The sequence below is a fragment of the Pedobacter rhodius genome, from assembly GCF_027213645.1.
GTDB lineage: Bacteria > Bacteroidota > Bacteroidia > Sphingobacteriales > Sphingobacteriaceae > Pedobacter > Pedobacter rhodius.
The window spans coordinates 184,431-206,564 of record NZ_JAPWGL010000002.1 but is presented as its reverse complement, the minus strand read 5'-3'; the positions used below and the strand labels follow the sequence as shown (position 1 = coordinate 206,564).

20 protein-coding genes are annotated in these 22,134 nt (G+C 38.9%); 14 read left to right on the top strand and 6 right to left on the bottom strand.

Going from position 1 to position 22,134, the window contains the following annotated elements:
- The 9 genes from O0931_RS06435 to O0931_RS06395 all read left to right on the top strand — a co-directional run bounded on the left by O0931_RS06435 (nucleotide 1) and on the right by O0931_RS06395 (nucleotide 11,687).
- Nucleotides 1–378 (top strand): GtrA family protein, encoded by a 378-nt coding sequence (locus O0931_RS06435; RefSeq protein WP_269414740.1) that lies wholly within the window; start codon nucleotides 1–3, stop codon nucleotides 376–378.
- Nucleotides 375–2,918, top strand: coding sequence for a DUF5686 and carboxypeptidase-like regulatory domain-containing protein (locus O0931_RS06430; protein WP_269414739.1), 2,544 nt, complete (start codon nucleotides 375–377; stop codon nucleotides 2,916–2,918). Before O0931_RS06435 ends, O0931_RS06430 begins: the two co-directional genes overlap by 4 nt.
- An 11-nt stretch (nucleotides 2,919–2,929) precedes the next feature.
- Nucleotides 2,930–4,219: a DUF4833 domain-containing protein gene (locus O0931_RS06425; RefSeq protein ID WP_269414738.1), complete on the top strand. Its 1,290-nt coding sequence runs from the start codon at nucleotides 2,930–2,932 to the stop codon at nucleotides 4,217–4,219.
- A 270-nt stretch (nucleotides 4,220–4,489) separates the two neighbouring features.
- A complete protein-coding gene (locus O0931_RS06420; RefSeq protein ID WP_269414737.1) occupies nucleotides 4,490–5,110 on the top strand; it encodes a sterol desaturase family protein in 621 nt (206 codons plus the stop codon).
- Between the two features lies 1 nt (nucleotide 5,111).
- On the top strand, nucleotides 5,112–6,056 hold the full coding sequence (locus tag O0931_RS06415) for a phosphatase PAP2 family protein (RefSeq protein ID WP_269414736.1): 945 nt from the start codon (nucleotides 5,112–5,114) through the stop codon (nucleotides 6,054–6,056).
- A gap of 198 nt (nucleotides 6,057–6,254) precedes the next feature.
- On the top strand, nucleotides 6,255–9,074 hold the full coding sequence (locus tag O0931_RS06410; RefSeq protein ID WP_269414735.1) for a TonB-dependent receptor: 2,820 nt from the start codon (nucleotides 6,255–6,257) through the stop codon (nucleotides 9,072–9,074).
- Between the two features lie 8 nt (nucleotides 9,075–9,082).
- Complete coding sequence (locus O0931_RS06405) at nucleotides 9,083–9,877, top strand: DUF4249 domain-containing protein (RefSeq protein WP_269414734.1); 795 nt, start codon at nucleotides 9,083–9,085, stop codon at nucleotides 9,875–9,877.
- 17 nt (nucleotides 9,878–9,894) lie between these two features.
- The gene (locus O0931_RS06400) at nucleotides 9,895–10,983 is read left to right on the top strand and encodes a sensor histidine kinase (protein WP_269414733.1); all 1,089 of its coding nucleotides are present in this window, start codon (nucleotides 9,895–9,897) and stop codon (nucleotides 10,981–10,983) included.
- Entirely contained in the window at nucleotides 10,980–11,687 is a 708-nt protein-coding gene (locus O0931_RS06395; RefSeq protein ID WP_269414732.1) for a LytR/AlgR family response regulator transcription factor, read from the top strand. The genes O0931_RS06400 and O0931_RS06395 overlap by 4 nt, the downstream gene beginning before the upstream one ends.
- Before the next feature lie 713 nt (nucleotides 11,688–12,400).
- On the opposite strand, the gene O0931_RS06390 is transcribed toward O0931_RS06395, so the two are convergent.
- From O0931_RS06390 to O0931_RS06375, 4 genes are all read right to left on the bottom strand, one after another.
- Entirely contained in the window at nucleotides 12,401–14,053 is a 1,653-nt protein-coding gene (locus tag O0931_RS06390; protein WP_269414731.1) for a serine hydrolase domain-containing protein, read from the bottom strand.
- A gap of 55 nt (nucleotides 14,054–14,108) precedes the next feature.
- Nucleotides 14,109–15,320: a helix-turn-helix domain-containing protein gene (locus O0931_RS06385; protein WP_269414730.1), complete on the bottom strand. Its 1,212-nt coding sequence runs from the start codon at nucleotides 15,318–15,320 to the stop codon at nucleotides 14,109–14,111.
- A gap of 179 nt (nucleotides 15,321–15,499) precedes the next feature.
- Nucleotides 15,500–15,901: a response regulator gene (locus O0931_RS06380; RefSeq protein ID WP_269414729.1), complete on the bottom strand. Its 402-nt coding sequence runs from the start codon at nucleotides 15,899–15,901 to the stop codon at nucleotides 15,500–15,502.
- A 25-nt stretch (nucleotides 15,902–15,926) separates the two neighbouring features.
- On the bottom strand, nucleotides 15,927–17,555 hold the full coding sequence (locus tag O0931_RS06375) for a sensor histidine kinase (RefSeq protein WP_269414728.1): 1,629 nt from the start codon (nucleotides 17,553–17,555) through the stop codon (nucleotides 15,927–15,929).
- A gap of 260 nt (nucleotides 17,556–17,815) precedes the next feature.
- On the opposite strand from O0931_RS06375, the gene O0931_RS06370 reads away from it, so the two are divergent.
- Complete coding sequence (locus O0931_RS06370) at nucleotides 17,816–18,385, top strand: GNAT family N-acetyltransferase (RefSeq protein WP_269414727.1); 570 nt, start codon at nucleotides 17,816–17,818, stop codon at nucleotides 18,383–18,385.
- Nucleotides 18,386–18,401: 16 nt separating this feature from the next.
- Here O0931_RS06370 and O0931_RS06365 read toward each other — a convergent pair whose 3' ends face one another.
- Nucleotides 18,402–19,493, bottom strand: a complete 1,092-nt coding sequence (locus tag O0931_RS06365; protein WP_269414726.1) for a sensor histidine kinase — start codon at nucleotides 19,491–19,493, stop codon at nucleotides 18,402–18,404.
- A gap of 69 nt (nucleotides 19,494–19,562) precedes the next feature.
- Between O0931_RS06365 and O0931_RS06360 the strand changes: the two genes are divergently transcribed.
- The gene (locus O0931_RS06360) at nucleotides 19,563–19,715 is read left to right on the top strand and encodes a hypothetical protein (RefSeq protein ID WP_269414725.1); all 153 of its coding nucleotides are present in this window, start codon (nucleotides 19,563–19,565) and stop codon (nucleotides 19,713–19,715) included.
- On the opposite strand, the gene O0931_RS06355 is transcribed toward O0931_RS06360, so the two are convergent.
- Nucleotides 19,712–20,437, bottom strand: a complete 726-nt coding sequence (locus O0931_RS06355; RefSeq protein ID WP_269414723.1) for a LytR/AlgR family response regulator transcription factor — start codon at nucleotides 20,435–20,437, stop codon at nucleotides 19,712–19,714. The two genes, O0931_RS06360 and O0931_RS06355, sit on opposite strands and share 4 nt — an antisense overlap.
- 193 nt (nucleotides 20,438–20,630) lie before the next feature.
- On the opposite strand from O0931_RS06355, the gene O0931_RS06350 reads away from it, so the two are divergent.
- The 3 genes from O0931_RS06350 to O0931_RS06340 all read left to right on the top strand — a co-directional run bounded on the left by O0931_RS06350 (nucleotide 20,631) and on the right by O0931_RS06340 (nucleotide 22,130).
- Nucleotides 20,631–20,819: a hypothetical protein gene (locus tag O0931_RS06350; RefSeq protein ID WP_269414721.1), complete on the top strand. Its 189-nt coding sequence runs from the start codon at nucleotides 20,631–20,633 to the stop codon at nucleotides 20,817–20,819.
- 64 nt (nucleotides 20,820–20,883) lie between these two features.
- A complete protein-coding gene (locus O0931_RS06345; RefSeq protein ID WP_269414720.1) occupies nucleotides 20,884–21,078 on the top strand; it encodes a hypothetical protein in 195 nt (64 codons plus the stop codon).
- 23 nt (nucleotides 21,079–21,101) lie between these two features.
- A complete protein-coding gene (locus O0931_RS06340) occupies nucleotides 21,102–22,130 on the top strand; it encodes a hypothetical protein (RefSeq protein ID WP_269414719.1) in 1,029 nt (342 codons plus the stop codon).
- Nucleotides 22,131–22,134 lie beyond the last annotated feature (4 nt).

The following is a 22,134-nucleotide window of genomic DNA, read 5'->3' as shown; positions in this document are numbered from 1 at the left end:
ATGATTACCTTTTTAAAAGCACAAACGTCTTCCTTCATTGCCTCTGCAGCAGATTTTTTGATCACCCTGGTTACGGTGAAATTTTTTGGATGGTATTACCTGCCCGGAAGTATTTCAGGTACCGTTTCCGGAGGCGTTTTAAACTTTTATATTAATAGAAACTGGGTTTTTGATGCAAAATCAAAAAACTATGGATTGCAGGTTTTAAAATACCTTTTGGTTTGGACAGGCAACCTGATGCTGGTTACAACGGGGGTATACCTGCTTACGCACTTATTTAATTTCAATTACCTGCTCTCTAAAATAGCCTCATCCGTGTTGATAGGCATAACGTACAACTACATCATGCAAAAGCAATTTATTTTTTCTGTAAAATGAAAGTTATTCATTCATTTTTCCTGGCTTTAACGCTGCTCTTCCTTTCTTTTATACCTGCATCCGGCCAAAAAACCACTGTTTCGGGTACGGTTCGCGATGCACTTACAAAAGAAACCATCCCGTACGTATCTGTATTTTTTAAGGGAACAAGAATCGGTACACAAACGGATATAAACGGTAAATACACAATAAGTTCGCCCCTGGCACAAACAGCACTTACATTTAATTATGTAGGTTATCAGGTTGTAGTGAAGGAACTTAAACCTTTAGAAAATCAGGAAATTAACCTGTTTCTAAAACCGGATACTAAGTCGTTGGCAGAAGTCCGGGTGCTTGGCACAAAAAAAACCAGGTATAAGAATAAGGATAATCCAGCCGTAGCGCTTATCCGGCAGGTAATTGCACATAAGGAAGAGAACAGGATGGCCAGCTATAATACGGCATCCTACAGACAATATGATAAGATGCTTTTCTCCATGAGCAATGTATCAGAAAAATTTAAGAACAAAAAGATTTTCAGAAATTATCTGTTTCTTTTCCAGGAACAGGATTCGACATTAATCGGCGGTAAAAACCTGCTCCCAATTTATATTCAGGAAAAGCTGACCGATAAATACTATAGTAAAGACCCGTCAAGAAACAAAGCGGTTATACTGGGCGAGAAGCAAGTGAATTTCGATGCAAAACTTATTGACAACAATGGAATTAAAGTTTATTTCGAGCGGATGTACCAGGATATTGATATTTATAAGAATAACGTTTCTGTTATGAGTAACGAGTTTCTGAGTCCCATTGCAGATGCCGCACCAACATTCTATAAATTCTTTATTACCGATACGCTGAAAAATCAGCATGGTGAAATCATAGAGCTTTCCTTTACGCCCAGAAATACAACTGATATGCTTTTTGAAGGGAAAATATACGTGACCAACGATAAGCATTATGCAGTGAGTGGGGTTGCCATGGGCGTAAATAAAAACATCAACCTGAATTTTGTAAGGGCTATGAAGATCGACCTTGATTTTGAGCGGAACGCTACAGGTAAGTACAGCCTCGCCAAAAGTAAGTTGCTTGCCGATTTCGGTTTATCGAAAACAAAGGGAATGGGTTTTACAGGAGAACGCACTTCCACCTATAAAAACTATCAGTTTGATGCAAACCTGGCCGATACTGTTTTTAAAGGCAGAAGCATTGAGGCATTGGCGGGCTCGGCCAACAGGGATGATCGCTTTTGGGAAAAGAACAGGCTCGATACTTTATCAAAAGCCCAGTTAAAAATTTACCATAATATCGATACCCTTCAGCAAATACCGTCATTTAAAAGAACTATGAATACGGCAACCCTGCTTTTTGCCGGATACCAGAAACTTGGCCCTTATGAAATAGGTCCGGTTAATACTTTTTACAGCTTCAATAATGTAGAAGGTTTTCGCTTGCGGTTGGGTGGAAGAACAACCCCTGAATTGAGTAAACGCATTTATTTTGAAAATTACGCAGCTTATGGCTTTAAGGATGAAAAATGGAAATTCTTCCTGTCCGGAACCTATTCGCTGAACAATAAATCTATTTACGAGTTTCCGCAAAATTACATCCGGGCAAGTTTTCAGCGGGATACCAAAATTCCGGGGCAGGAGCTTCAGTTTGTACAGGAGGATAATTTTTTGTTGTCGTTTAAACGTGGGGTAAATGATATGTTGTTATACAATGATTTTTACAGGCTGGATTACATTAAAGAATTTGAAAATCATTTGTCGTACACAGTTGGGTTCAAGAAATGGAGTCAGACACCCGCCGGAGGTTTATATTATCAGGAGGCCAAAGGTGCTTTTATAAGCAGGCTTACCACCAGTGAACTATCTGTTGGTTTCAGGTATGCACCCAATGAAAAATTTATACAGGGAAAGCTATACCGGACACCAATTACAGATCGCTATCCTGTTTTTAATTTCCGCTATACGGCTGGTTTAAAGGGTGTTTTTGGAGGTGAATACAATTACAATAATCTTTTAGGCAGCATAGAAAAAAGATTTTACCTGTCCCAGCTCGGTTATAGCGACGTTATATTGGAAGGCGGCTATATTTTTGGAAAATTACCGTTCTCACTTCTGGATATTCATCGTGCCAACCAAACCTATGCCTATCAGTTAAACTCATATAACCTGATGAACTTTTTGGAGTTTGTGAGCGACCATTATATAAGTATAAATATCGATCACAATTTTAATGGTTTTTTCTTCAACAAGCTGCCTTTAATCAGGAAGTTGAAGTTAAGGGAGGTTGTTTCCTTCAAGGCTTTATACGGAGGCCTTCGCGATGAAAACAATCCTATGAAAAGTGCCGGCTTATATCAATTCCCGAAATACGAAAATGGTGTACAACGTACTTATGCCCTGGGCAGCCAGCCTTACATGGAAGGCAGCATCGGGGTAGGCAACATATTTAAGCTGCTGCGGGTCGATCTGGTAAAGCGCTTTAATTATTTAAACAATCCTGAAGTTTCGGAATGGGGCATCAGGGCAAGGGTAAAATTTGATTTCTAAAAATAAATTGTATGAAAGCGAAACTAAGAGATGGCCTTCAGCTGGGTATCTATAAGGTAATCAATCCACTCGTCAGGGGATTAATAAAAATCGGCTTAACGCCAAATGCCGTTACAACTATCGGACTGCTGTTGAATATAGGGGTAGCTGTTATTTTCATAATGGGTGCCGAAAAATCAAACCGTGGCGACTTATCCTACATTGGATGGGGCGGCGCACTGGTACTCTTTGCCGGTTTGTTTGATATGTTAGACGGGCAGGTGGCCAGGCTGGGCAACATGAGTTCGAAATTTGGTGCGCTCTATGACTCAGTATTGGATCGCTACAGTGAAATGATAATGTTCCTTGGCATATGCTATTACCTGGTTGCACACCATTATTTTTTAAGTTCACTTTTTGCATTCATCGCTTTAATCGGCTCCATGATGGTTAGTTACACCAGGGCGAGGGCCGAAGCGCTGGGGGTGGTTTGTAAAGGCGGACTTATGCAAAGGCCGGAAAGGGTGGTAACCATCGGTGTATTCGGAATTGCCTGTGGCATAACCGGTTACTTTATTGGCGGCGACTATAAGATATACCTGCCTGGAATTTCATTCCATGTTTTTGAAAGCATATCTGTTTTTACCATTCCCATTACCATAATGGCTTTGCTAACCAATATTACGGCCATAAACAGGTTGCTGGAAGCTAAAGCCGGTTTAGCGGTCGCAGCGCCAAAAGAAACCCGTACCGGAAACAAGGCTGCTCTTGTAACCGGCTTTTTATTGGTTGTTGGATTGGGGCAGGTAACCAGTTTAAACACCTTTGCCCAGGAAAATGATCCCTCGCCCTTAACCTTCCCTGTTCCAAAAAATATCAGCAATCAGTTATTTTACCTTCAAAGGGATCCGAATACAAATACGATTATCTGCCAGTTAAACCTGAATAAACAAGGCACGGTAAATGAAGAAGAGCCGGTACATGTTTTCTGGATGCGTTATGGCGACGGTGGTGAAAAAAAGGATTTAAGTTACATTCAGCGGAAATTTGCTTATGGCATCATCAGCAAAAAGATCAGTAATGACGAATTTGAACTCCGGTTTATTTCCCATAAAAAACTACCGATGTACCTGAAAAAATCGCCGACAGATAAAAAGTACCATGTTTATGCAACGGTAAACAACAAAAAATTACAGCTCGACCGGATATTTCTGAGGATTGAGGGCGGCACCTTTTGGTTTCCGAATGTAAAATATGTTGAAATTAAAGGTTATGATGCCGCTGAACCCTCTAAAATGTTAACCGAAAGGATTAAGGTTTAGCGTTGATTTATAATAGGGGATGTGTTCCAAAATGATTTGGCATCCTGAAGCAATAGGTTTTAAGATTCCTGCCGGCCGCGGTAGACAGACGCGGGAAAGGCGGTTTGATAGGGCTCAACAAGTATAACTTAGCAAGTCCGTCATTCCCTGCTTGACAGGAAATCCTAAAGCGTTGGAGATTCCCGCCTGCGCGGGAAAGACGAGCTGATATGAGTAGAACCGAATGTCAATCTGAGCACAATCGAAGACCAATTAAAAATAATTTAAAAAATGAAAAAGAATTTCATTTCAAACTCCACAGCATCCGTCAGGATGTTTAAAAACGACTTTTTAGAAAGCCTGTCGAAAGTTAGGTTTTATGTGCCACTAATCGTTTACTTGCCGGTTATTGGTTATCTTTTTTGGAAGGCAATCATAGAAATGCAAATGCCTGTTTCAACGTTTACAGGCTGGTTTTTGTTGGGCGTTGGCATCTGGACCATTACTGAATACCTGCTGCACCGGTATGTGTTTCATTTCGAACCCGACGTGGAATGGGGTAAAAAAATACATTTCATTTTCCATGGCGTGCACCACGATTACCCTAATGATGCAAAGCGCCTGGTCATGCCGCCATCCGCCAGTATTCCGATGGCTTTGGGCTTTTATTTCCTGTTTGACTGGCTATTGCCTGAAACAACGGTATATCCGTTTTTCTCCGGTTTTATGATTGGTTACCTTTTTTATGATATGGTACATTATGCCCTGCATCATGCCAATTTTAAAAGCGGGTTCTGGAAAAAATTAAAACAGCACCATATGTTGCATCATTATTCAGATTCAACAAAAGGTTATGGCGTAAGCTGGACATTCTGGGATCATATTTTCAAATCTGGCTTTGATAAAAAATAGCATGAACAAAGATATCGTTCCCAAAAAACGTTTTTATAGTTTAACAACTATTATCCTGATGCTGGCCATTTCTGCCGGTTACCTGCTTTTATCCGTTTTCCTCGTCGGGTTTAAAACAGATCAGCTGATTTTGATCTTCCTGTTTAATGCTTTGTATTTCTATTCTCCAGCTACCAGAAGATTTATACTTGGGTTTTCAATATTTATTGTGTACTGGATTCTTTTTGATTATATGAAGGCTTTTCCCAATTACCTTTTTAACCGGGTACATCTGGAAGATTTGTATGATTTGGAAAGAAGTATGTTTGGGATTAATTTTCATGGGTTAATTATTACCCCCAATGAGTATTGGAATATAAATCATAATGCCTTATTAGATGTGTTTACCGGTTTCTTTTACCTGATGTGGATTCCGGTTCCACTGGCATTTGCTGTTTACCTGTTCTTTAGAAACAGCGCACAATTTGTGCGGTTTTCGCTTACGTTTGTTTGGGTAAACCTGCTGGGCTTTATTATATACTATACCTTTCCGGCTGCGCCGCCATGGTATGTTCAGCAGCATGGTTTTGATTTCATAGCCAAAACGCCGGGCAATGTAGCGGGGCTGGCCAGGTTTGATCATCTTTTTAAAATAACCCTTTTTCAAGGCATATACAGTAAAGGCTCTAATGTGTTTGCGGCCATGCCATCCCTTCATTCATCGTATCCGGTAATCGTTTGTTATTATGGCCTAAAAAACAAACTAGGGAGGTTAAACCTGTTTTTTATTGTTGTTATGGTTGGTATTTGGTTTTCAGCCGTATACAACAGCCACCATTATATGCTTGATGTTTTAGCAGGAATAGCCTGTGCGGCGCTGGGGATACTGAGTTTTAACTTTGCGGTAGCCCGTTCGGGGTTAAAAGAATTTGAAGTCTGGCTGGTGAAAAACATCAGCGGCGGATAGCAATCTTTCGATATAAGTTGATTGAAAATTTTTTACAACAACTTTCTTTAAAATTAATTAAATCGGAGCTATTAAAAGGCATGTTTTCAAATGTTAAATAGCGCTGAAAATTTACTTTTCGTTATCAAAATATTTGTATTGGTCTCATTTAACATTTGTTAACAGAGAAAATTAGAAGATTCGCTTCATAATTAGAATATGAAGAAGATTTATTTAATTTTTGGTTTTTTGTGTGCGTTTGCCATCTCCGCCCGGGCGCAAAATTTATTAAAATCGGATGCGGTACTCAACGGTTTCTATGCCCTGTCGATGGACAGGTTGCTCGATACCATTTCTGCTAAGGCAAAAATACATATTGTGTATGATAAGAAACTGCTGCAGGATATTATGGTTACGGATCATTACGTAAATGAGCATGTAAAAGATGTGCTGGATAATATATGTAAGGCCAATAACCTGCATTATTGGGTAGAATCATCCAAAACCTTATATGTTATCGATAAACCTTCAGATCTCAGCCGCTTAAAGAATATGCCCTTTGAACAGCAGTCTGTCAAAGTGACGCCTGCGGAGCCGCAAATACCTGTGGATCGTAAACAGGAAATCGTTCCGCTCAGTGATACGGAAAAGATTCCCGTGGCTGAAACTAAACCGGCCAGAAAAAATTTTAGCATTAACGGGCGGGTTATAGACCGGGCAACCGGCGAATCGCTTCCGGGCGCAATCGTAAAACTTGAATATGCTGCGCAGACATCAATAACCAATGCTGATGGCTATTTTACAATTCTACAAATTCCTTCAGATACCTGCAGACTAACCATTAATTATGTAGGCTATCAACAGGAAATTTATCCTTTAAGCGGATTAGAAGCGAAAACAAATGTTACGATAGGTCTCTTTCAATCTATAAAATTGCTGAATGAGGTAAATGTAAAGGGAAAAAAAGGCGATGGTGTCATGAACATGGATAAACGAAAAATAAGTACGCTGCAACTTTCTCCGGCACGTTTGGATGAACTGCCGAATGTCGGGGAAAGGGATATCCTTCGGACTTTCCAGTTGATGCCGGGCGTTAGTGGTAGCAATGAATCTTCGTCGGGCGCTTATGTAAGGGGCGGTACGCCAGATCAAAACCTCGTGCTTTTTGATGGTTTCACGGTTTATCAGGTTGATCACCTGTACGGATTTTTTAGTGCATTTAACAGTAATGCCGTAAAAGATGTAACCATGTACAAGGGTGGGTTTTCGCCAAAGTTTGGCGGACGCCTTTCAAGTGTAACCGATATTGTAGGAAAAGAAGGAAATAGCAAAGAACTCAACATCGGTGGCGACATTAGCTTACTGAGTGCAAATGTCTTCGCTGAAAAGCCAATAAACGATAAGTCTACATTTATCTTTGCATACAGGAGATCGTACGAAGGGCCGTTATACAACAAAATATTTAAAAAGTTTAACAGTACTTCTGAATCTACGACACCCCAGATAGGCGGAAATGGTCAGCGCCCGCCGGGTGGCGGTTTCGGCGGTGGTTCAGGACCAACGGTAACCACACCTTCTTCTGCCTTTTACGATCTGAATGCCAAGTATAATTATGCGCCTGATGATAAGAACAGGTTTTCATGGAGTTATTATATGGGCAACGATAACCTGGATAACAGCCAGGTTATAACACTTCCGTCGTTTATCTCCGGTGGGGGAAATATTTCCAATACCGATAAAACTACATATGGAAATATCGGGTCAAGTGTGAAATGGTCGCGCAGATGGACACCAAAGCTATATTCAAATACGCTGGTAAGCTATTCTTCGTACCACAGCGATCGGGATAACAGTACCAAAATTAACATAACCGATGCAGATGGTACGGCCAGGGAGATTGGTAATGGCACATTTGAGAAAAACAGGCTGAAAGATCTGAGCCTTAAATCAGATTGGGAACTACAGTTATCCGGTAAGGCGAAATTGCTGTTCGGAAACTTTGCCTCTGCGCAGGATGTATCTTATGAATACAGCCAGAATGATACCAGCAAACTAATCGACCAGAAAACGCAGGCACTTACGGCCGGCCTGTATGGCGAACTGGAACTTCAACCTTCTGATAAGTTACAGATTAAACCTGGTTTGAGGGCAAATTACTATGACCAAACCGGAAAATTATATTACGAACCCCGTTTAAGTGCAAGCTATCTGCTTACTGACAGGTTAACCCTAAAAGCTTCTACCGGTAAGTTCTATCAATTTACCAACCGGGTTATCCGTGAGGATATCCTATCGGGAAGCCGCGATTTCTGGGTGCTTTCCAATGGTGCCAGTATCCCGGTAAGCTCTGCAAAACACTTTATTGCAGGTTTCAGTTATGAAACACCTAATTTTTTAATCGACATAGAAGGCTATTACAAAATACTGGATAACCTTTCGGAATATTCTCAACGCCAAACGGGTAATCGCCGTACCGGTATTGCGCTTGAAGAAAACTTCTATACCGGCAGCGGTACAAGTAAAGGTGTAGAATTTCTTTTGCAGAAAACAAGAGGGAAGTTTACCGGCTGGCTAAGCTATACCCTGGCAAAGGCAACAAATAATTTTGAGGTATATGGCGGAGACTTTGCCGCAAACCAGGATAACCGGCACGAAGCGAAAGTTGTAGGGATGTACAGGCTAGGAAGATGGGCTTTTTCTGCAACCTGGATATTCGCGACGGGAAAACCATATACTGCACCGCTAACCAGTTATACCATTAATAATTATAGTGGTACCAGCCAGACTTTTCTTACCGTTAGCGATAAGAATGCCGAACGTTTACCTTCCTACCACAGGCTTGATGCTTCTGCCACTTACGATTTTATAAAAGTAGACAGCCGGAAAGTGGGCAGCATAGGCTTTTCATTGTTCAATGTGTATAACAGGACGAATATCTGGTATAAACAATATTCTATAGTAGGCAACCAGGTGATTACCTCAAATGTATCTTACCTTGGATTAACACCTAATATAACTTTAAGCTTAAAATTGAAATAATAAATCGCATGAAAAAAACAGACTATATCTTCATCATATTTGCCCTTATCCTGCTAATTGGCTGTAAGAAAGAAACGGAAGAAATATCAACCTATAACAAACCGGTGGTAGAAGCTTACCTGATTCCCGGAATGCCTTTGCAGGTTAAGGTTTATTATCAGAAATATTTGCAGGATACCATCACTTATGGTTATCCGGTAACGGGGCTAAAGCCCAGGGTATTGGATGGCAGTGGAAATTCGGTCGCGCTTACGGAAACCAATTCTGGCGTTTACACGTACAGCGATCCGTCATTTGTTAAAGCTTCAGGTAATTATACACTTAATTTTGATCTGGATGGTTATCAGATTAGTGCGGAGACCACTATGCCGGATAAGCCAAAAAACTTCCGTGTTTCGTCCAGTCAGCAACAAATTCCAACCATGGGATTAGGTTCTTCATCAGGTACATTTACCCCGGTAATCTTCAGCTGGTTAAATCCGTCGAGCGCCTATTATATGATTTCCTTTCAGAATATAGAAGCCTACCCCACGACTATAAATTCCAGGGTAACCAGTCCGGCGCTTAATGTTGAAGTGCTTGCAGGGCAAACTTCCTCCTACCAAACCCAGCAAGCCAATTTTAATTACCTGGGCTTACACAGGGTATTGCTCTTTCATATTAATAAGGAATATAACGATGCCTTGAAAGCCAGCGGTGAAACGTCGCTTAGCCTTAACACGCCTTATACAAATGTGAAAAATGGATTAGGTATATTTACAGCGATGCAGGCCGATACGCTATACCTGTCTGTATATCGCTAGAGTCGATTTATATGCCTTTGATTAAACGAAAGATTTTTAGTTCTGCCGGACTACGGAAAAAACCAGGTAAGCGTTTTGCGGAACTTTTTGCTTTCCTGATGCCGGCATTAATCTGGATACTTTTATTGATCATTCCTCTTTTAGGAAATGATTCAGCTGCAAAAGAAATACCTGGTGGTTCACACAATCATTTGCTATTGATGCACCTTTTGCTCATTTTCATTTGTTATTTCCATAACTATCTGTTTAAACGCAGGCGTTCAAAACAGGGTATGTTTATCTATTTATCAGGCATATTAGCTTGTTTCCTTGTATTTGTATTATTCAGGTATGTAATGGTGCAGTCCGAACCTCAGGTTTACCTTTATGCACAAGGGGAACAGGGACAGCGCAGGCTCTTACGTCCGCCTCTTTTTTTTATGATTGTGCCGTTTTTTGTTGTATTAGCCATTGGTTTCGCCTACAGCAGTTATATGGAAAATGTGAGGTTGGAGCAGCTTAACAAAGAAAAGGAAAACATTTACCTCAAAACCGAACTGGATTTTCTGTCCTCCCAGGTGAGCCCGCATTTCATGTTCAATGTGCTCAACACATTAGTTGGAATGGCGAGAAAAAAAAGTGATGAGCTGGAACCAGCATTAATTAACCTCTCTGGCTTATTGCGTTACATGCTCAATACTACGAATAACAAGACAATAAGTCTGGCCGATGAAATAGAGTATCTGCAGGGTTACATCGCACTGCAAATGCTGAGATTTGGTTCCGATCTGAACATCAAGTTTAAACTGGAAGGTAATTTCAGCGCTTTTGCAATTCAACCCATGTTACTTATACCACTGGTTGAGAATGCATTTAAACATGGTATCGGAATGGATAATGAAAATCAGTTTATTGATATCGATGTAAAAATTGACGGAGAAACCCGTATTTTTGAAATGAGTGTTATGAATTTTGTTTCATCACATGGAAGCAATGCCATAAAGGAATCCGGGATAGGTCTCCCAAATTTAAAAAGAAGACTTCAATTGCTTTACCCAAAAAGTCATGAATTTGAAGTTACCGCTCATGAAAATACATTTTTGGCAAGACTTGAACTCAAACTATGATGATGAATTGTTTATTGCTGGATGATGAAAAACCTGCTCTTGAACTGCTAGAAGATAACGTAAACAAAATACCTTTTCTTAAGGTTAGCGCACTTTGCAGAAATCCGTTAGAGGCCTTAAATTGCCTGAACGAACAAAAAATAGACCTGCTTTTTACAGATATCCACATGCCGTTGATAAACGGACTTGATTTTTTAAAGCTGATTCCCCTTAAGCCGATTGTGATAATTGTTACGGCTTATGAGCAATATGCACTCGAAAGTTTTGATCTAGATGTAGTAGACTATCTTGTAAAGCCGGTGCCTTTTTCGAGGTTTCTCCGGGCAGCTGAAAAAGCGAAAGCGCTGTATAATTCAAGAATAAATGTGCTTCCTCATACAGAGCAAGACTATTTTTTTGTAAGTTCTAATTATGCGCAGGTAAAAATTATAAGGAGCCATATTGCCTATATTGAAGGGCTTAAAGATTATGTTAAAATTAATCTTGAAGATGGCAATGTTGTGGTAACCCGTATGGGATTGGCGGATATACAGAAAAAACTGGGCAGTCAGAAATTTTTAAGGGTGCATAAATCATTTATCATAGCGGTTGATAAGATTCAATCGGCCCAAAGAATGAGTGTTACGATTACAGGAAAACCGATTCCGGTAGGGCAGGGTTACAGAGATATGTTGGAAGCCTATGTAAACTCGAAAAGTTTCTGATTAGATGCTGCCGCGGGATTAAGATTATCCATTAATTGGCTTCCTACCATTCAGCCAAGTCGGGTTTCGGCCGTGAGACACCAACCGATAATTAAAAGGTCTTCAACAAGCTACTCACGATTCTTAACTTAATGACATTAAATTCCCGTCTGCGCCGGAAAGACGACCTTGCTTTCATTTCGATTGTTCTACTGGTTCGTGCCCCACCAACCAGCCAATCTAGCGCAAGTGATCCGCTTGTGTTTACATAGTCATAGTGTTCAGTTTTAAACACTAATTGAAATTCGACTAATAATTAGTTTTTCGAATATGTTATTAGTCACAAGCGAGACGCTTGAGCCAGATAGGGGAAGCGCAGCGTAACGCCTGCTTGCTGTGTAGGAAATACAATTCCAAAGATTTTGCTTCGTAGAGCATCGTGTTCTCCGCTACGGTCGAAATGACGAAATGCTTGCCTGCGGACAATACGAAAAAGTTAAGGAGATAACAAAAAAATAATTGCCATCCTGGGCTTGTCGAAGGACAAATATTTTTTTGTTATCGATGATAAAAAGGTCTTCGACAGGCTCAGACTGACAGCATTTTTTTTTAACTTAATGAGATTGTGCCTGCGGAAGACAGGGAGAGATCTTTTAAGCTTAATCTACGATAATTACAAAGATTTTAACTTTATTTGATTCCAGCCTGAGCTGAAAAGCTGTCAAAATCCCATATCATTTTACACGGTTAAAACGAACGTTCTTGATACGATTACCATTAAGTTGAATTTCGTTCAGATAACCGTTTTTGTCTTTTAAAATTTGGATGGCATAACCGTTAGCGATTAGGTTTTCTGGTGTAATCAGTTCACAACTTTCAGCATCACCGGCTATTTTTACTTCATATGTTTTGTTGTTTTGATACCGAAAGCTAATTACCGAGCCTGTTTCTTTATTTAAGAAACTTCCGTTCAGTTTATTGAAGTCAAACCCGCTCCAGTCTGAATTTGCCCTTTTCAAAGTATATGGTGCATGGCTGGTGTAATAAGCCGTTATTTCCATTTCTTTTTTACTGTTTAGCTTAAACTCCTGCTTAAAGGCTGTATCGTTCCACTGGTGGAAAACATTGGCAGATTCCCTTTCCAGTCTGATGTCATTTCTTCCGGACCGGATTAAAAAAAGTACTGAATCACGCAATTCAAAGCGAAAGGTATAACCATTTTCAGTTTGATAGCTTCCTGGTATATCTGCGATATTGATGAAAGACCCAATGCCGGGAGGCTTTATAAGATAATCTGGTTTTTCGGGTTTGATTTTTAATAAAACAGCTGCAACTTCCCTGCTTTGCATTGCGGGAATGGTTTTTCCGCTATTCGTTAGTGTTACAATGGTGAGGTTAGGTTTAGCAAAGCGCAACGTGGTGGCTTTCCATGCACCTGTAGAACCTTCATGAAAACGATAGGCCATTCCGTTATATTCCCCGAACTCGAGGCCAAATCCATATTCATTAATGCGAGAACCGGGAATACGTATTTGGGTTTTGGCTAAGAGTCCTGTGGAGAGGTAAGCGGAATGTTTCTCCTGCAGTATTTTCTCCCATTGTAATTGATCGGAAAGCGTAGTAAAAAGGTTTCCATCGCCATTTATATTACATATCCAGTTATAGCCTGTCCAGGTATCAAAATTAAAGTAAGGGTTTGCCACAGGTCCTTTAATTTTAGTATAGTCATCGATGAAGCCTGTATCGGGCATACCAAGCTGTTTAAATAATTGATAGGTATAACTTATAAAGCTTTGGCCTGAAACCTTTTCAACCAGGCCTGCTAAAATGATGTAATTGGAATTGCTGTATAAATATTGGCTTCCGGGTTCAAAGTTTAAATCCTGCTGTTTGGAAAGCAGTGTAATTGCATCGGTATTGTTAAATGTTTGTTTCCACCAGGTAATGCCTGTTAGCGACCATAAGTCGTAAACATCGCGGATACCGCTGCTATGGTTAAGCAGGTTTTCTATTTTGATTTTAGATTTAACATCAGGGTAAAGTTTTGGAAAATAGATTCTGATGTCATCTTGAAGGTTTAATTTCTTTTGTTCAGCCAATATTAAAATGGCCAATGCAGTAAACTGCTTGGCATTTGACGCAATATTAAACCTTGATTTAGCTGTTATACGGGTACTGTCTTTCAAATCGGCATACCCGGCATATTTCTCGTAGATAATTATGCCGTCTTTAACAATTCCCGTGGCGATACCGGGGCCTCCTTTAACCACATCCTGTAAAGCTATCGCATCAATTTTTTTGATTTCATCTTTTGATAGTTCAATTTGCGCATTTACCCAGGTCGAATAAATTGAAAATACGATTAGAAAAATAAATTTTAATTTCATGTTAAGTTTTTTGAATATCAAAATTCCATTTTCCTTAGCTGCTGGTCGCTTCAAATCATGATTTGGCACCGTTTTTTAAATTAATTTTTTCAAGATATGCCTTTGGGGTGAGTCTGGTTTGCTTTTTAAAAGCCCGGTTAAAGGTCGATTTTGAGTTAAATCCACATTCTAATGCTATGCCCAGTAAGGTAAAGTGGACTAATCTATCGGTATGGAGCAGCTCAATTACTTCTAATGTGCGGTAATGGTTTACAAAATCATTAAAATTCATTCCAAATCCCTGGTTGATAACCTGAGATACGCGCTTCGTTGTCACATTTATGCGGTGTGAAACATCAAGTAAGGTTAACTCGGGATTCTTGAAAACTTTATCGGTTGTCATTACCTGTTCTATCTGCACTTTTAATTGTTGAAAATCTTTAAGCTCAAGGTCTACGGTTTCTGGTTCCTGATTTTTATTAATATCTTCTGTTGGCACTTCATTTTTGTCTGCATCATCCTGTAAAAAAATGCTTGCGGTATTTAAAGGAATCACACTTTTTAAATGTGTAACATAACCGCTGATGGAGATGTAATAAAAAAGTACCGCAACACAGAGGTAATACCAGAATTTACTGCCAAACTTATCCCATTCCGGATTAAGTATAAAAAATAAAGCCCTTAAGCCCAACAACAATAAAAAAGCAAATAAGAATCTTTTTATCCAGTTGAAGCGAATGGCATCTGCAAAACTTACCATCTGATAACTCAGGCTTTTATACTTATTGTAAACCTTCAAACTGAGTAATAAATAATAAAACAGGCTGATAAAGCCACTTATCTGGTACCATGCCGAAAAGTCTTTGTCTTTCCCATCCTGATAGTAGTAATAATCTTTAATTATAATTTTGTCGGTATAAAATATGATAAATGAATAAACCAGGTAGATAGCAGCTGGAATAAAATGTATATACTCTTTAGGGGTAAGTACAAACGATTTATCGAGCAAACTTTTTGTGTAAATATACAGTACGGGCGGAATTAAGAATAACTGTTGAAAAGGTACATAGTATAAAACATCACGATAGGGTAATCTGGCATACCAGCCCCCATAACCGCACATAAACGGAAGAATGTATAATACACTGAGGAAAACGGCGGCACTTAGCCATATACTTGATTTGTTTCCTGACTGCAGCCCTTTTATAAGGAGTAAAATAGAAAATACGAAGCCATGAAAGAAAAAGACGAATAAAACCGAACTTTTGAAGCTAAAATCAAAAAACATTAATCAAAAATAACGAATTAATTATGGAATTGAAATTCAGGTTAAATGTTTGGATTACAATCGAGTAGGAGATAAAGTGTTGACAATAATTTAACGGGTTAAATGCACGTCCTTACAGGCATATATAAAGCATTTGAGGAATATAGCATCCTACTTAAAATAATAAAACAGGCTGATAACTACTCAAATTTATCGGCTATATCCGTAAGTGCAGAAATTGTAATGGGTTTAACAATGAAGTCTACAATTTCGGTATACATCCGCGATTTCGTGTAATCATCTTCATCAATGGTAGAACTTACCATATAAAAAATGATTTTCTTATCAATCGCTGTTTTTAGCTTTACATATTCATCCATAAATTGCCACCCGTCTAACACCGGCATGTTAATGTCAAGTAACACGACGTCGGGCAAATTTTCGGGATGGTTAAGGTTTTCTATAAAAAAGTCTATGGCAAGTTTTCCGTTAGAAAAAAACAAAATTTTTTCTGCAAGTTCATTTGTTTTTATAATCCAATCGACTGAATATGAATAAATTTCATCATCATCAATTACGCAAGCCGTTTTTATTTTCCCCATTATTTAAATTTAACTATAAAGTGAATTAATTAAAATTAATTCTGAAAGTTGCACCATTGCCTTCAGTGCTTTCAACAGAAATTATGCCCCCTTGCGACTCCACTTGTGTTTTAACAAGGAATAAGCCTACGCCATGTGCATTCTTGTGATTATGAAATGTTTTATATAGTCCGAAAATCTTTTGCCCATGCAATTGGAGGTCAATGCCCAGGCCATTGTCCTGGCATTCCAGTACGATTTGTCCGTTGATATTTTTGTACGTTTTCAAACTAATTTTCAAATCTTCATCTGCCTTTTTATACTTAATGGCGTTTGATATCAGATTCATTATAATACTCTCCAGATATAATTTCGGAAACAAAATTGTTTGTTCGGCAAAGTCTTTTTCTATCGTTGCACGACTTTCCAAAATTTCTGATTGCATAATCGCCACAACATTATTCGTGATTTCCGCTATCGAAAGCGCTTCTGCAGCGATTATACTTTCCCTGATTTTAATCGCGTCTTTAAGATCGTCGAGCGTTTTGTTCAGTCCGCCGGAAACAATACGCAGCTTCTCCATGTGTTCAGCATTATGATTGCTTAATTCTGAAGTGTCTATCATGCTGGTTAACAGCGCAAAATTACTTGCATGATTTCGGATATTGTGTGAAAGTATATGTGTAAAGCCTTTTAACTGTTTGTTATTCTGGTTAACCATTTCTATCGACTTATACAGGGAAACTTCATTGATTTTATATTTATCAATATCCATTAATACGCCCCTCAGTTTAGCAATATTTCCCTCTTCATCATAAAATGCTTCGCCGCATGTTCTAACCCATATTACTGCACCGCCGGCCGTTTGTATCTGGAGTTCGAGATCATAGCTTGTTCCGTTGTTTAAACATTCTTCAACGGCGGTTTTGATGCTGTTTTTGAATGGTGGTGTATAATAACTATAAGCGCCATCCAATTCAAGGTTATGGTCGTGTGGAAGCCCGTGGATGTCGTAAACTACTTTCGACCAGGAAACTTTCTGCGATTTAATATCGAATTCCCAGCCACCGACTTTCCCAAGCCGGCCGGCCTCTAATAAAAGGAATTCATTTGCGGCCAACTTTTCTTCTACTAACTTTCTGCTTTCTATCTCACGTTCGAGTTCCTCTACAGAGCGGAGGGAGAGTACCGACGGTACGATTTTATAAAGTGCATAAACTGTAATTGCGGAAACTAAAGCAGTTAAAAATCGGATGACTGCACTCAAACGGTAAGCCGGCCACCAGAAAATTATTGCATCAATTAAGTGTGTTAATCCACATAAAACGATAAATCCGACAAACAGCCAAACAATTTTCGGAAATGGCAGATCCGGTCGTTTGCGCAGCATAATAATCAATATTACAGGAATAGCGAAGTAGGAAGCCCAAATTAAAACGTCGGATAGGATGTACAGCCAGCCATGAAAATCAGACCAACTTCCACAATACCATCGCGGTGGCCAGTCTTTAGTATCGAATATATGCGTTGAAAAATTCTTAATTTGTTGCCACAAAGTACTGGATTGAGCGGGCGAAACGGCAGGTACTTTACAAGTAATGCCGCAGGTCGTCACATTGTGTAAACCTGGAGATGCATTTGCAATGGAAGTTGCTTCATGGTAATAACCCTTCATCGAGTGGCTTTTAATAAAAAAACATCATTTAAAAGTCGCAAAGGTGCATTTTTATCTTTAGATATCAATCGGTTATAAAATTTTTAATTTAGATATATAAAAAATATTTTTTATTTCTCTATCGGTAGGAAGATTTTTTTAATACATTGAAAATGTTTTAATTACGGATATTTATGCAAATGCATACCGCATATGAACAATAAACAGACTTTCGAAATGGTTGTTATACAATAATTTCTTAGGTCATAAATGCGATTAAGTTGATTAAAGCAACATATAAAGACAGGGTTTTGGTAACAAATTTACTGGCCGCGTCATTTAAAGAAAACCAAAGCATTGCTTATACCATAAAGCAAGATGGTAAAGCGGTAAAACGTATAGCCGCGCTGATGGCATATGCATTTGATAGTTGTTTTAAATTTGGAGAAGTATTATTATCTGATGACAGAAAAGCCTGCGCCTTAGTAATGTACCCGCATTTGAAAAAAGGATCATTATCGACCTTATGGCTCGATATCAAGCTTATATTTAAAGCGGTTGGTATAGGCGGCATTTTTAAGGTAATAAAGCGCGAAGGAAAAATAAAAGAAATCCAACCCAAAGGAGAAATGGCTTACCTGTGGTTTATTGGCGTTAAACCTGCCTTGCAGCATGCCGGAATTGGCAGTAAACTATTGCAGGAAATTATTGAATGGACAGCAAAAAAACAATTACCATTATACCTGGAAACATCAACACCAGCCAACCTGCCCTGGTATAAAAAATTTGGTTTTGAAATATATGGACAATTAGATTTAGGGTACAGACTTTATTTTTTAAGTCGGAAATAACGCTTACCGATTTACTTTAATCTTTTAAATTAACATATTCAAGCTGATTTTGTATCGGGAATTCGATTACAATCTCAAAAAAGGAGCCGTTTTTATCTATTTTAAAAAAATAATTTTCACGGAATTGAATGTCTAACCGTTGTTTTAAATTCGATAAACCGGTGCCTTCTTTATTGCTGTGTTCCTTCATCTGGTTGCCGATTAGGTTGCGGGTAAAGTATCTGATTTTTTCTGACGTACTTGTAACTTCTATAACGGCAGGAAAAGCCGGATCAAGCAGATTGCCATGTTTGAATATATTTTCAGTAAGCGTAAGCAGTACAATCGAAACAGTTAAAACAAAATCCTGATGGAGATTAACGTGCAGCGCAATATTTAAACGATGTGCATAACGGAGCTGGTTGAGTTGTATAATATTTTCGACCTGTTTTAATTCCTTTGATAAAGAAACACAACCTTCAACATCCCGCTCCATCGCAAAACTCATAATTTCAGATAATATTAAAATGGCTTCTTCGGCCTCGGCAGGATTTCGGATTGATGAATTTTTAATAAAACTAAGTGTATTGAAAAGTAAATGCGGGTTGATTTGTGACCGTAAAAAATCCCGCTGCAAGGTAACCAGTTCGGCACGCAGTTGTTCGTTTTCGAGAAATCCCTTCAACTCTGCATTCTTACGCAAAATATAAGTTGTAAGAAAATAATATCCGGTTGAAAAAATCATAAACAAGAAAGCCCTGTATAAAGAAGCAATAAAAAAGGCGCCGTTAAATACAGTCGGCAAACGCCTTATTTTTAGGGTTTCCAGCACCAGGGCTATCATTATACTCAGCGCCAGGTAAATAACAAGTTCAAATACCAGGAAAAACGGAAGTTTCCATGTACTGCCCGGCTTCCCGAGGGAGGGTTGAAGCACCAATCGTTCATGCGCGTAAAACAAGGATATATTAAGCGTATAGTACAATAAGTAATAAACGGGATTGCTGAAATGACCAGTTATTATACCCGCCACAATAACCTCGTAAAACACATAAACAGACCAGCAAAGTGCGTGAATCTTTAAGGCATTAAAACGCTTAAATGAAGGGTTTATATAGTAGTTGGGCATGTTGCTATAATAAAAGTTGCAATGGTAAGATTTGCACTTATCATTGAAGTAAGAACTAAAAAAAACGCTATGAATAACCAAACAAACATTCCAAAACTCAAAAAGAAAATCGTATTTGTATTTTTAAAAAAAGGTTCACGTTCGTGCCTTAACTCTGATCCGACCATTACCACACTCACCACCGTAACGGTAACAGATTACACCGTAATGTCGGGTAATTAAGGATTTACAGCCTGGCTGCGCAGGAACGCGTAAAAAGCGTTCCTGTAACTTTCACCTACCGTAAAATTAGTTTTGTCTCCCATTCTAACGGTATTGCCATCAACCCGATCCAGGTGATCGAGCGAAATAATTACAGACCTGGATATTCTCAGGAAATTCTTTTTTCCATTTAAGGATTCTTCAATGCTCTTAAGTCCTATATAAGTAAGTTCGCTTCCCCTAACCGTTGTAATTTTTACATAGTTCAGCATGGCTTCGATATAAATAATGTCTTTAAATACCACCTTTGTAAAGCTATTTTTATTGCTGCCCTTTATCATTATAAATTCCCCTTCTTTCGCTGCCGGTTCTGATGGCTTAATTCTTTTTCGCGATATTTCGGCGATTTGCTTTAGTAATGCTTCCTGCCTTAAAGGTTTCATAAGGTAGCCGGCTGCCATGGCATCAAAGGCCTGAAGGGCAAAGTCGCGATGGGCCGTAACAAATATCAGAAAATCACAGTGGCTGCGAAAAAGTTCTGCCGCAACTATCCCGTTAATTCCGGGCATCATAATGTCAGAAAAAATAACGTCTATTTTGCCCCTGGTATTGAGGAAAGTAATTGCTGATTCTACGTCGTTAAAGCTTTGCAGGTTTTCGATACCAGGTGTACGCTCAAGAAGCGTTTCAAGCTCGTTAGCCGCATGTGGTTCATCGTCTATGACGATACTGAATAATTTCATCACTGAGCGTTTTAATGAATCCAATATACGAGATTTAGCTCTTAAAACAATAGCATCCGGAATCTAAATTCCAAACTCATACGCTAAATTACGGGATTAATATAATATTAACTGCGATTCATATAATAAAATAATCAGGGTGCGTGTTCGTGTATAACTTTAATTTATTAATCAACCATTTAAATTAAACAACATGAAACAAAACATCATCAAAATCGCACTCGCAGTAACAGTTATTGTAGGTGCATTTGGCATCAGAGCCAAAGCAAAAGCAGCAGCAGCAAGTTGTCTTGCCGCAGAAAATGTATGCTATGTAGTAACAGGGCCAGATGGAGATCATCTTGCCAAAGCTGGTGTGTTAGTGTATCCTGCATCTAACTAATCATCAAGAAAAGACGGCGGACATCAGGTTCGCTGTCTTTTTTATTTACCCTAATTTAAATGACATGAACAGAAAATTATTTAATATAATGATGATAGCCCTGATTGTATTTTGCTCAATTCTTTCTGAAAGGGCAAAAGCTAAAAATTCAGGGACGGTATCGTGTGAACCTGGCGACGGAATCTGTACGATTTCGACAGATGGTAACGGCAATACCCATATCTATCCGGGGCGCTTGGTTTATACACAGGATTTTTAAGGTAATTATAAACGCTTTTACAAATGAAAAGAAAATACATCTGGGTATACTTTTTAACCCTCCTGGCAATAATTGCCGTATTCTTATATCAGGGTAGCCGTACCAAAACAGATTTCTTCCAAAATGGCGGCTTTACACGAAACTATAAAAACATTTCCTATACTTTATCTGATGTAAAAAGGCCGTTCTGGAGTTTTATAAAATTTGGTGGGGAAGACCATAAGGGTTATTATGTTTTTGAAAAGGGTACCAACCGCTTTCAGCGGATAAGTAAGCAGGCCGATAGCCTTGAGCTTGTAGCGGTTGACAATGCCAGGATACTTCAAAATCAGCACGAACAATACTATATTTCAAATGATACGCTGTATAATTTTGACAGTAAAGCGCTGATGTGCCGGAGGTATCGGTTATCTGAAGCCGGAAAACCGATTGATTCCCTTTCTTTTGTAAGTGCTGCAATTACACCAAGTGTAATTAAGGATGGTGATATTTTATACAAAAGCCTTATTCCCAAAAAAAGTAATTTTTCGGTGAACGTGGCCGGCAGAGATGGACATGCGTTTTCGAATCGTGCGCTTTTTTCAAATGGCATAACGATGGCCGACGACGGCATTATTCAACCATATAAAGATGGCTTTATCTACGTATGTATGTACAGGAACGAAGTGCGGGCACTGGATGCGCACCTGAAGCCTACAAAGGTTTATCATACCATAGATACTGTTAAAAAATCACCGGAAGTTATTGATCTGAAAGATGGCAGAACGACTTATAAAACCCAACCGACTTTCGCCAACCGTGCTGTATTTGTGAAGGAAGACCAGTTATATATTTATTCAGGAATATTTGCAGACAACGATAAGGGCGTTTCCTCGTTCGATACCCTTGTTATCGATACATATGATTTGAAAAAAGGCTTTAACTATTCGCACAGCATGCGGTTCAGCATGCCAAAAGGAACAAGTTCTATACCCGGTTCATTTATACTTTCCGACAAAGGAATGATTGTTTTACTGCTCGACGGACATATTCTTAAATATAATTTTACCTAAAAAC

Excerpts from the sequence above, each read along its gene's own strand:
- O0931_RS06415 (WP_269414736.1), top strand. The coding sequence starts at position 5,112 with ATGAACAAAGATATCGTTCCCAAAAAACGTTTTTATAGTTTAACAACT.
- O0931_RS06355 (WP_269414723.1), bottom strand. The coding sequence starts at position 20,437 with ATGAAATTATTCAGTATCGTCATAGACGATGAACCACATGCGGCTAAC.
- O0931_RS06425 (WP_269414738.1), top strand. The coding sequence starts at position 2,930 with ATGAAAGCGAAACTAAGAGATGGCCTTCAGCTGGGTATCTATAAGGTA.
- O0931_RS06410 (WP_269414735.1), top strand. The coding sequence starts at position 6,255 with ATGAAGAAGATTTATTTAATTTTTGGTTTTTTGTGTGCGTTTGCCATC.
- O0931_RS06430 (WP_269414739.1), top strand. The coding sequence starts at position 375 with ATGAAAGTTATTCATTCATTTTTCCTGGCTTTAACGCTGCTCTTCCTT.
- O0931_RS06405 (WP_269414734.1), top strand. The coding sequence starts at position 9,083 with ATGAAAAAAACAGACTATATCTTCATCATATTTGCCCTTATCCTGCTA.
- O0931_RS06350 (WP_269414721.1), top strand. The coding sequence starts at position 20,631 with ATGAAACAAAACATCATCAAAATCGCACTCGCAGTAACAGTTATTGTA.
- O0931_RS06390 (WP_269414731.1), bottom strand. The coding sequence starts at position 14,053 with ATGAAATTAAAATTTATTTTTCTAATCGTATTTTCAATTTATTCGACC.
- O0931_RS06360 (WP_269414725.1), top strand. The coding sequence starts at position 19,563 with ATGAATAACCAAACAAACATTCCAAAACTCAAAAAGAAAATCGTATTT.
- O0931_RS06395 (WP_269414732.1), top strand. The coding sequence starts at position 10,980 with ATGATGATGAATTGTTTATTGCTGGATGATGAAAAACCTGCTCTTGAA.
- O0931_RS06435 (WP_269414740.1), top strand. The coding sequence starts at position 1 with ATGATTACCTTTTTAAAAGCACAAACGTCTTCCTTCATTGCCTCTGCA.
- O0931_RS06365 (WP_269414726.1), bottom strand. The coding sequence starts at position 19,493 with ATGCCCAACTACTATATAAACCCTTCATTTAAGCGTTTTAATGCCTTA.
- O0931_RS06375 (WP_269414728.1), bottom strand. The coding sequence starts at position 17,555 with ATGAAGGGTTATTACCATGAAGCAACTTCCATTGCAAATGCATCTCCA.
- O0931_RS06385 (WP_269414730.1), bottom strand. The coding sequence starts at position 15,320 with ATGTTTTTTGATTTTAGCTTCAAAAGTTCGGTTTTATTCGTCTTTTTC.
- O0931_RS06380 (WP_269414729.1), bottom strand. The coding sequence starts at position 15,901 with ATGGGGAAAATAAAAACGGCTTGCGTAATTGATGATGATGAAATTTAT.
- O0931_RS06420 (WP_269414737.1), top strand. The coding sequence starts at position 4,490 with ATGAAAAAGAATTTCATTTCAAACTCCACAGCATCCGTCAGGATGTTT.
- O0931_RS06345 (WP_269414720.1), top strand. The coding sequence starts at position 20,884 with ATGAACAGAAAATTATTTAATATAATGATGATAGCCCTGATTGTATTT.
- O0931_RS06340 (WP_269414719.1), top strand. The coding sequence starts at position 21,102 with ATGAAAAGAAAATACATCTGGGTATACTTTTTAACCCTCCTGGCAATA.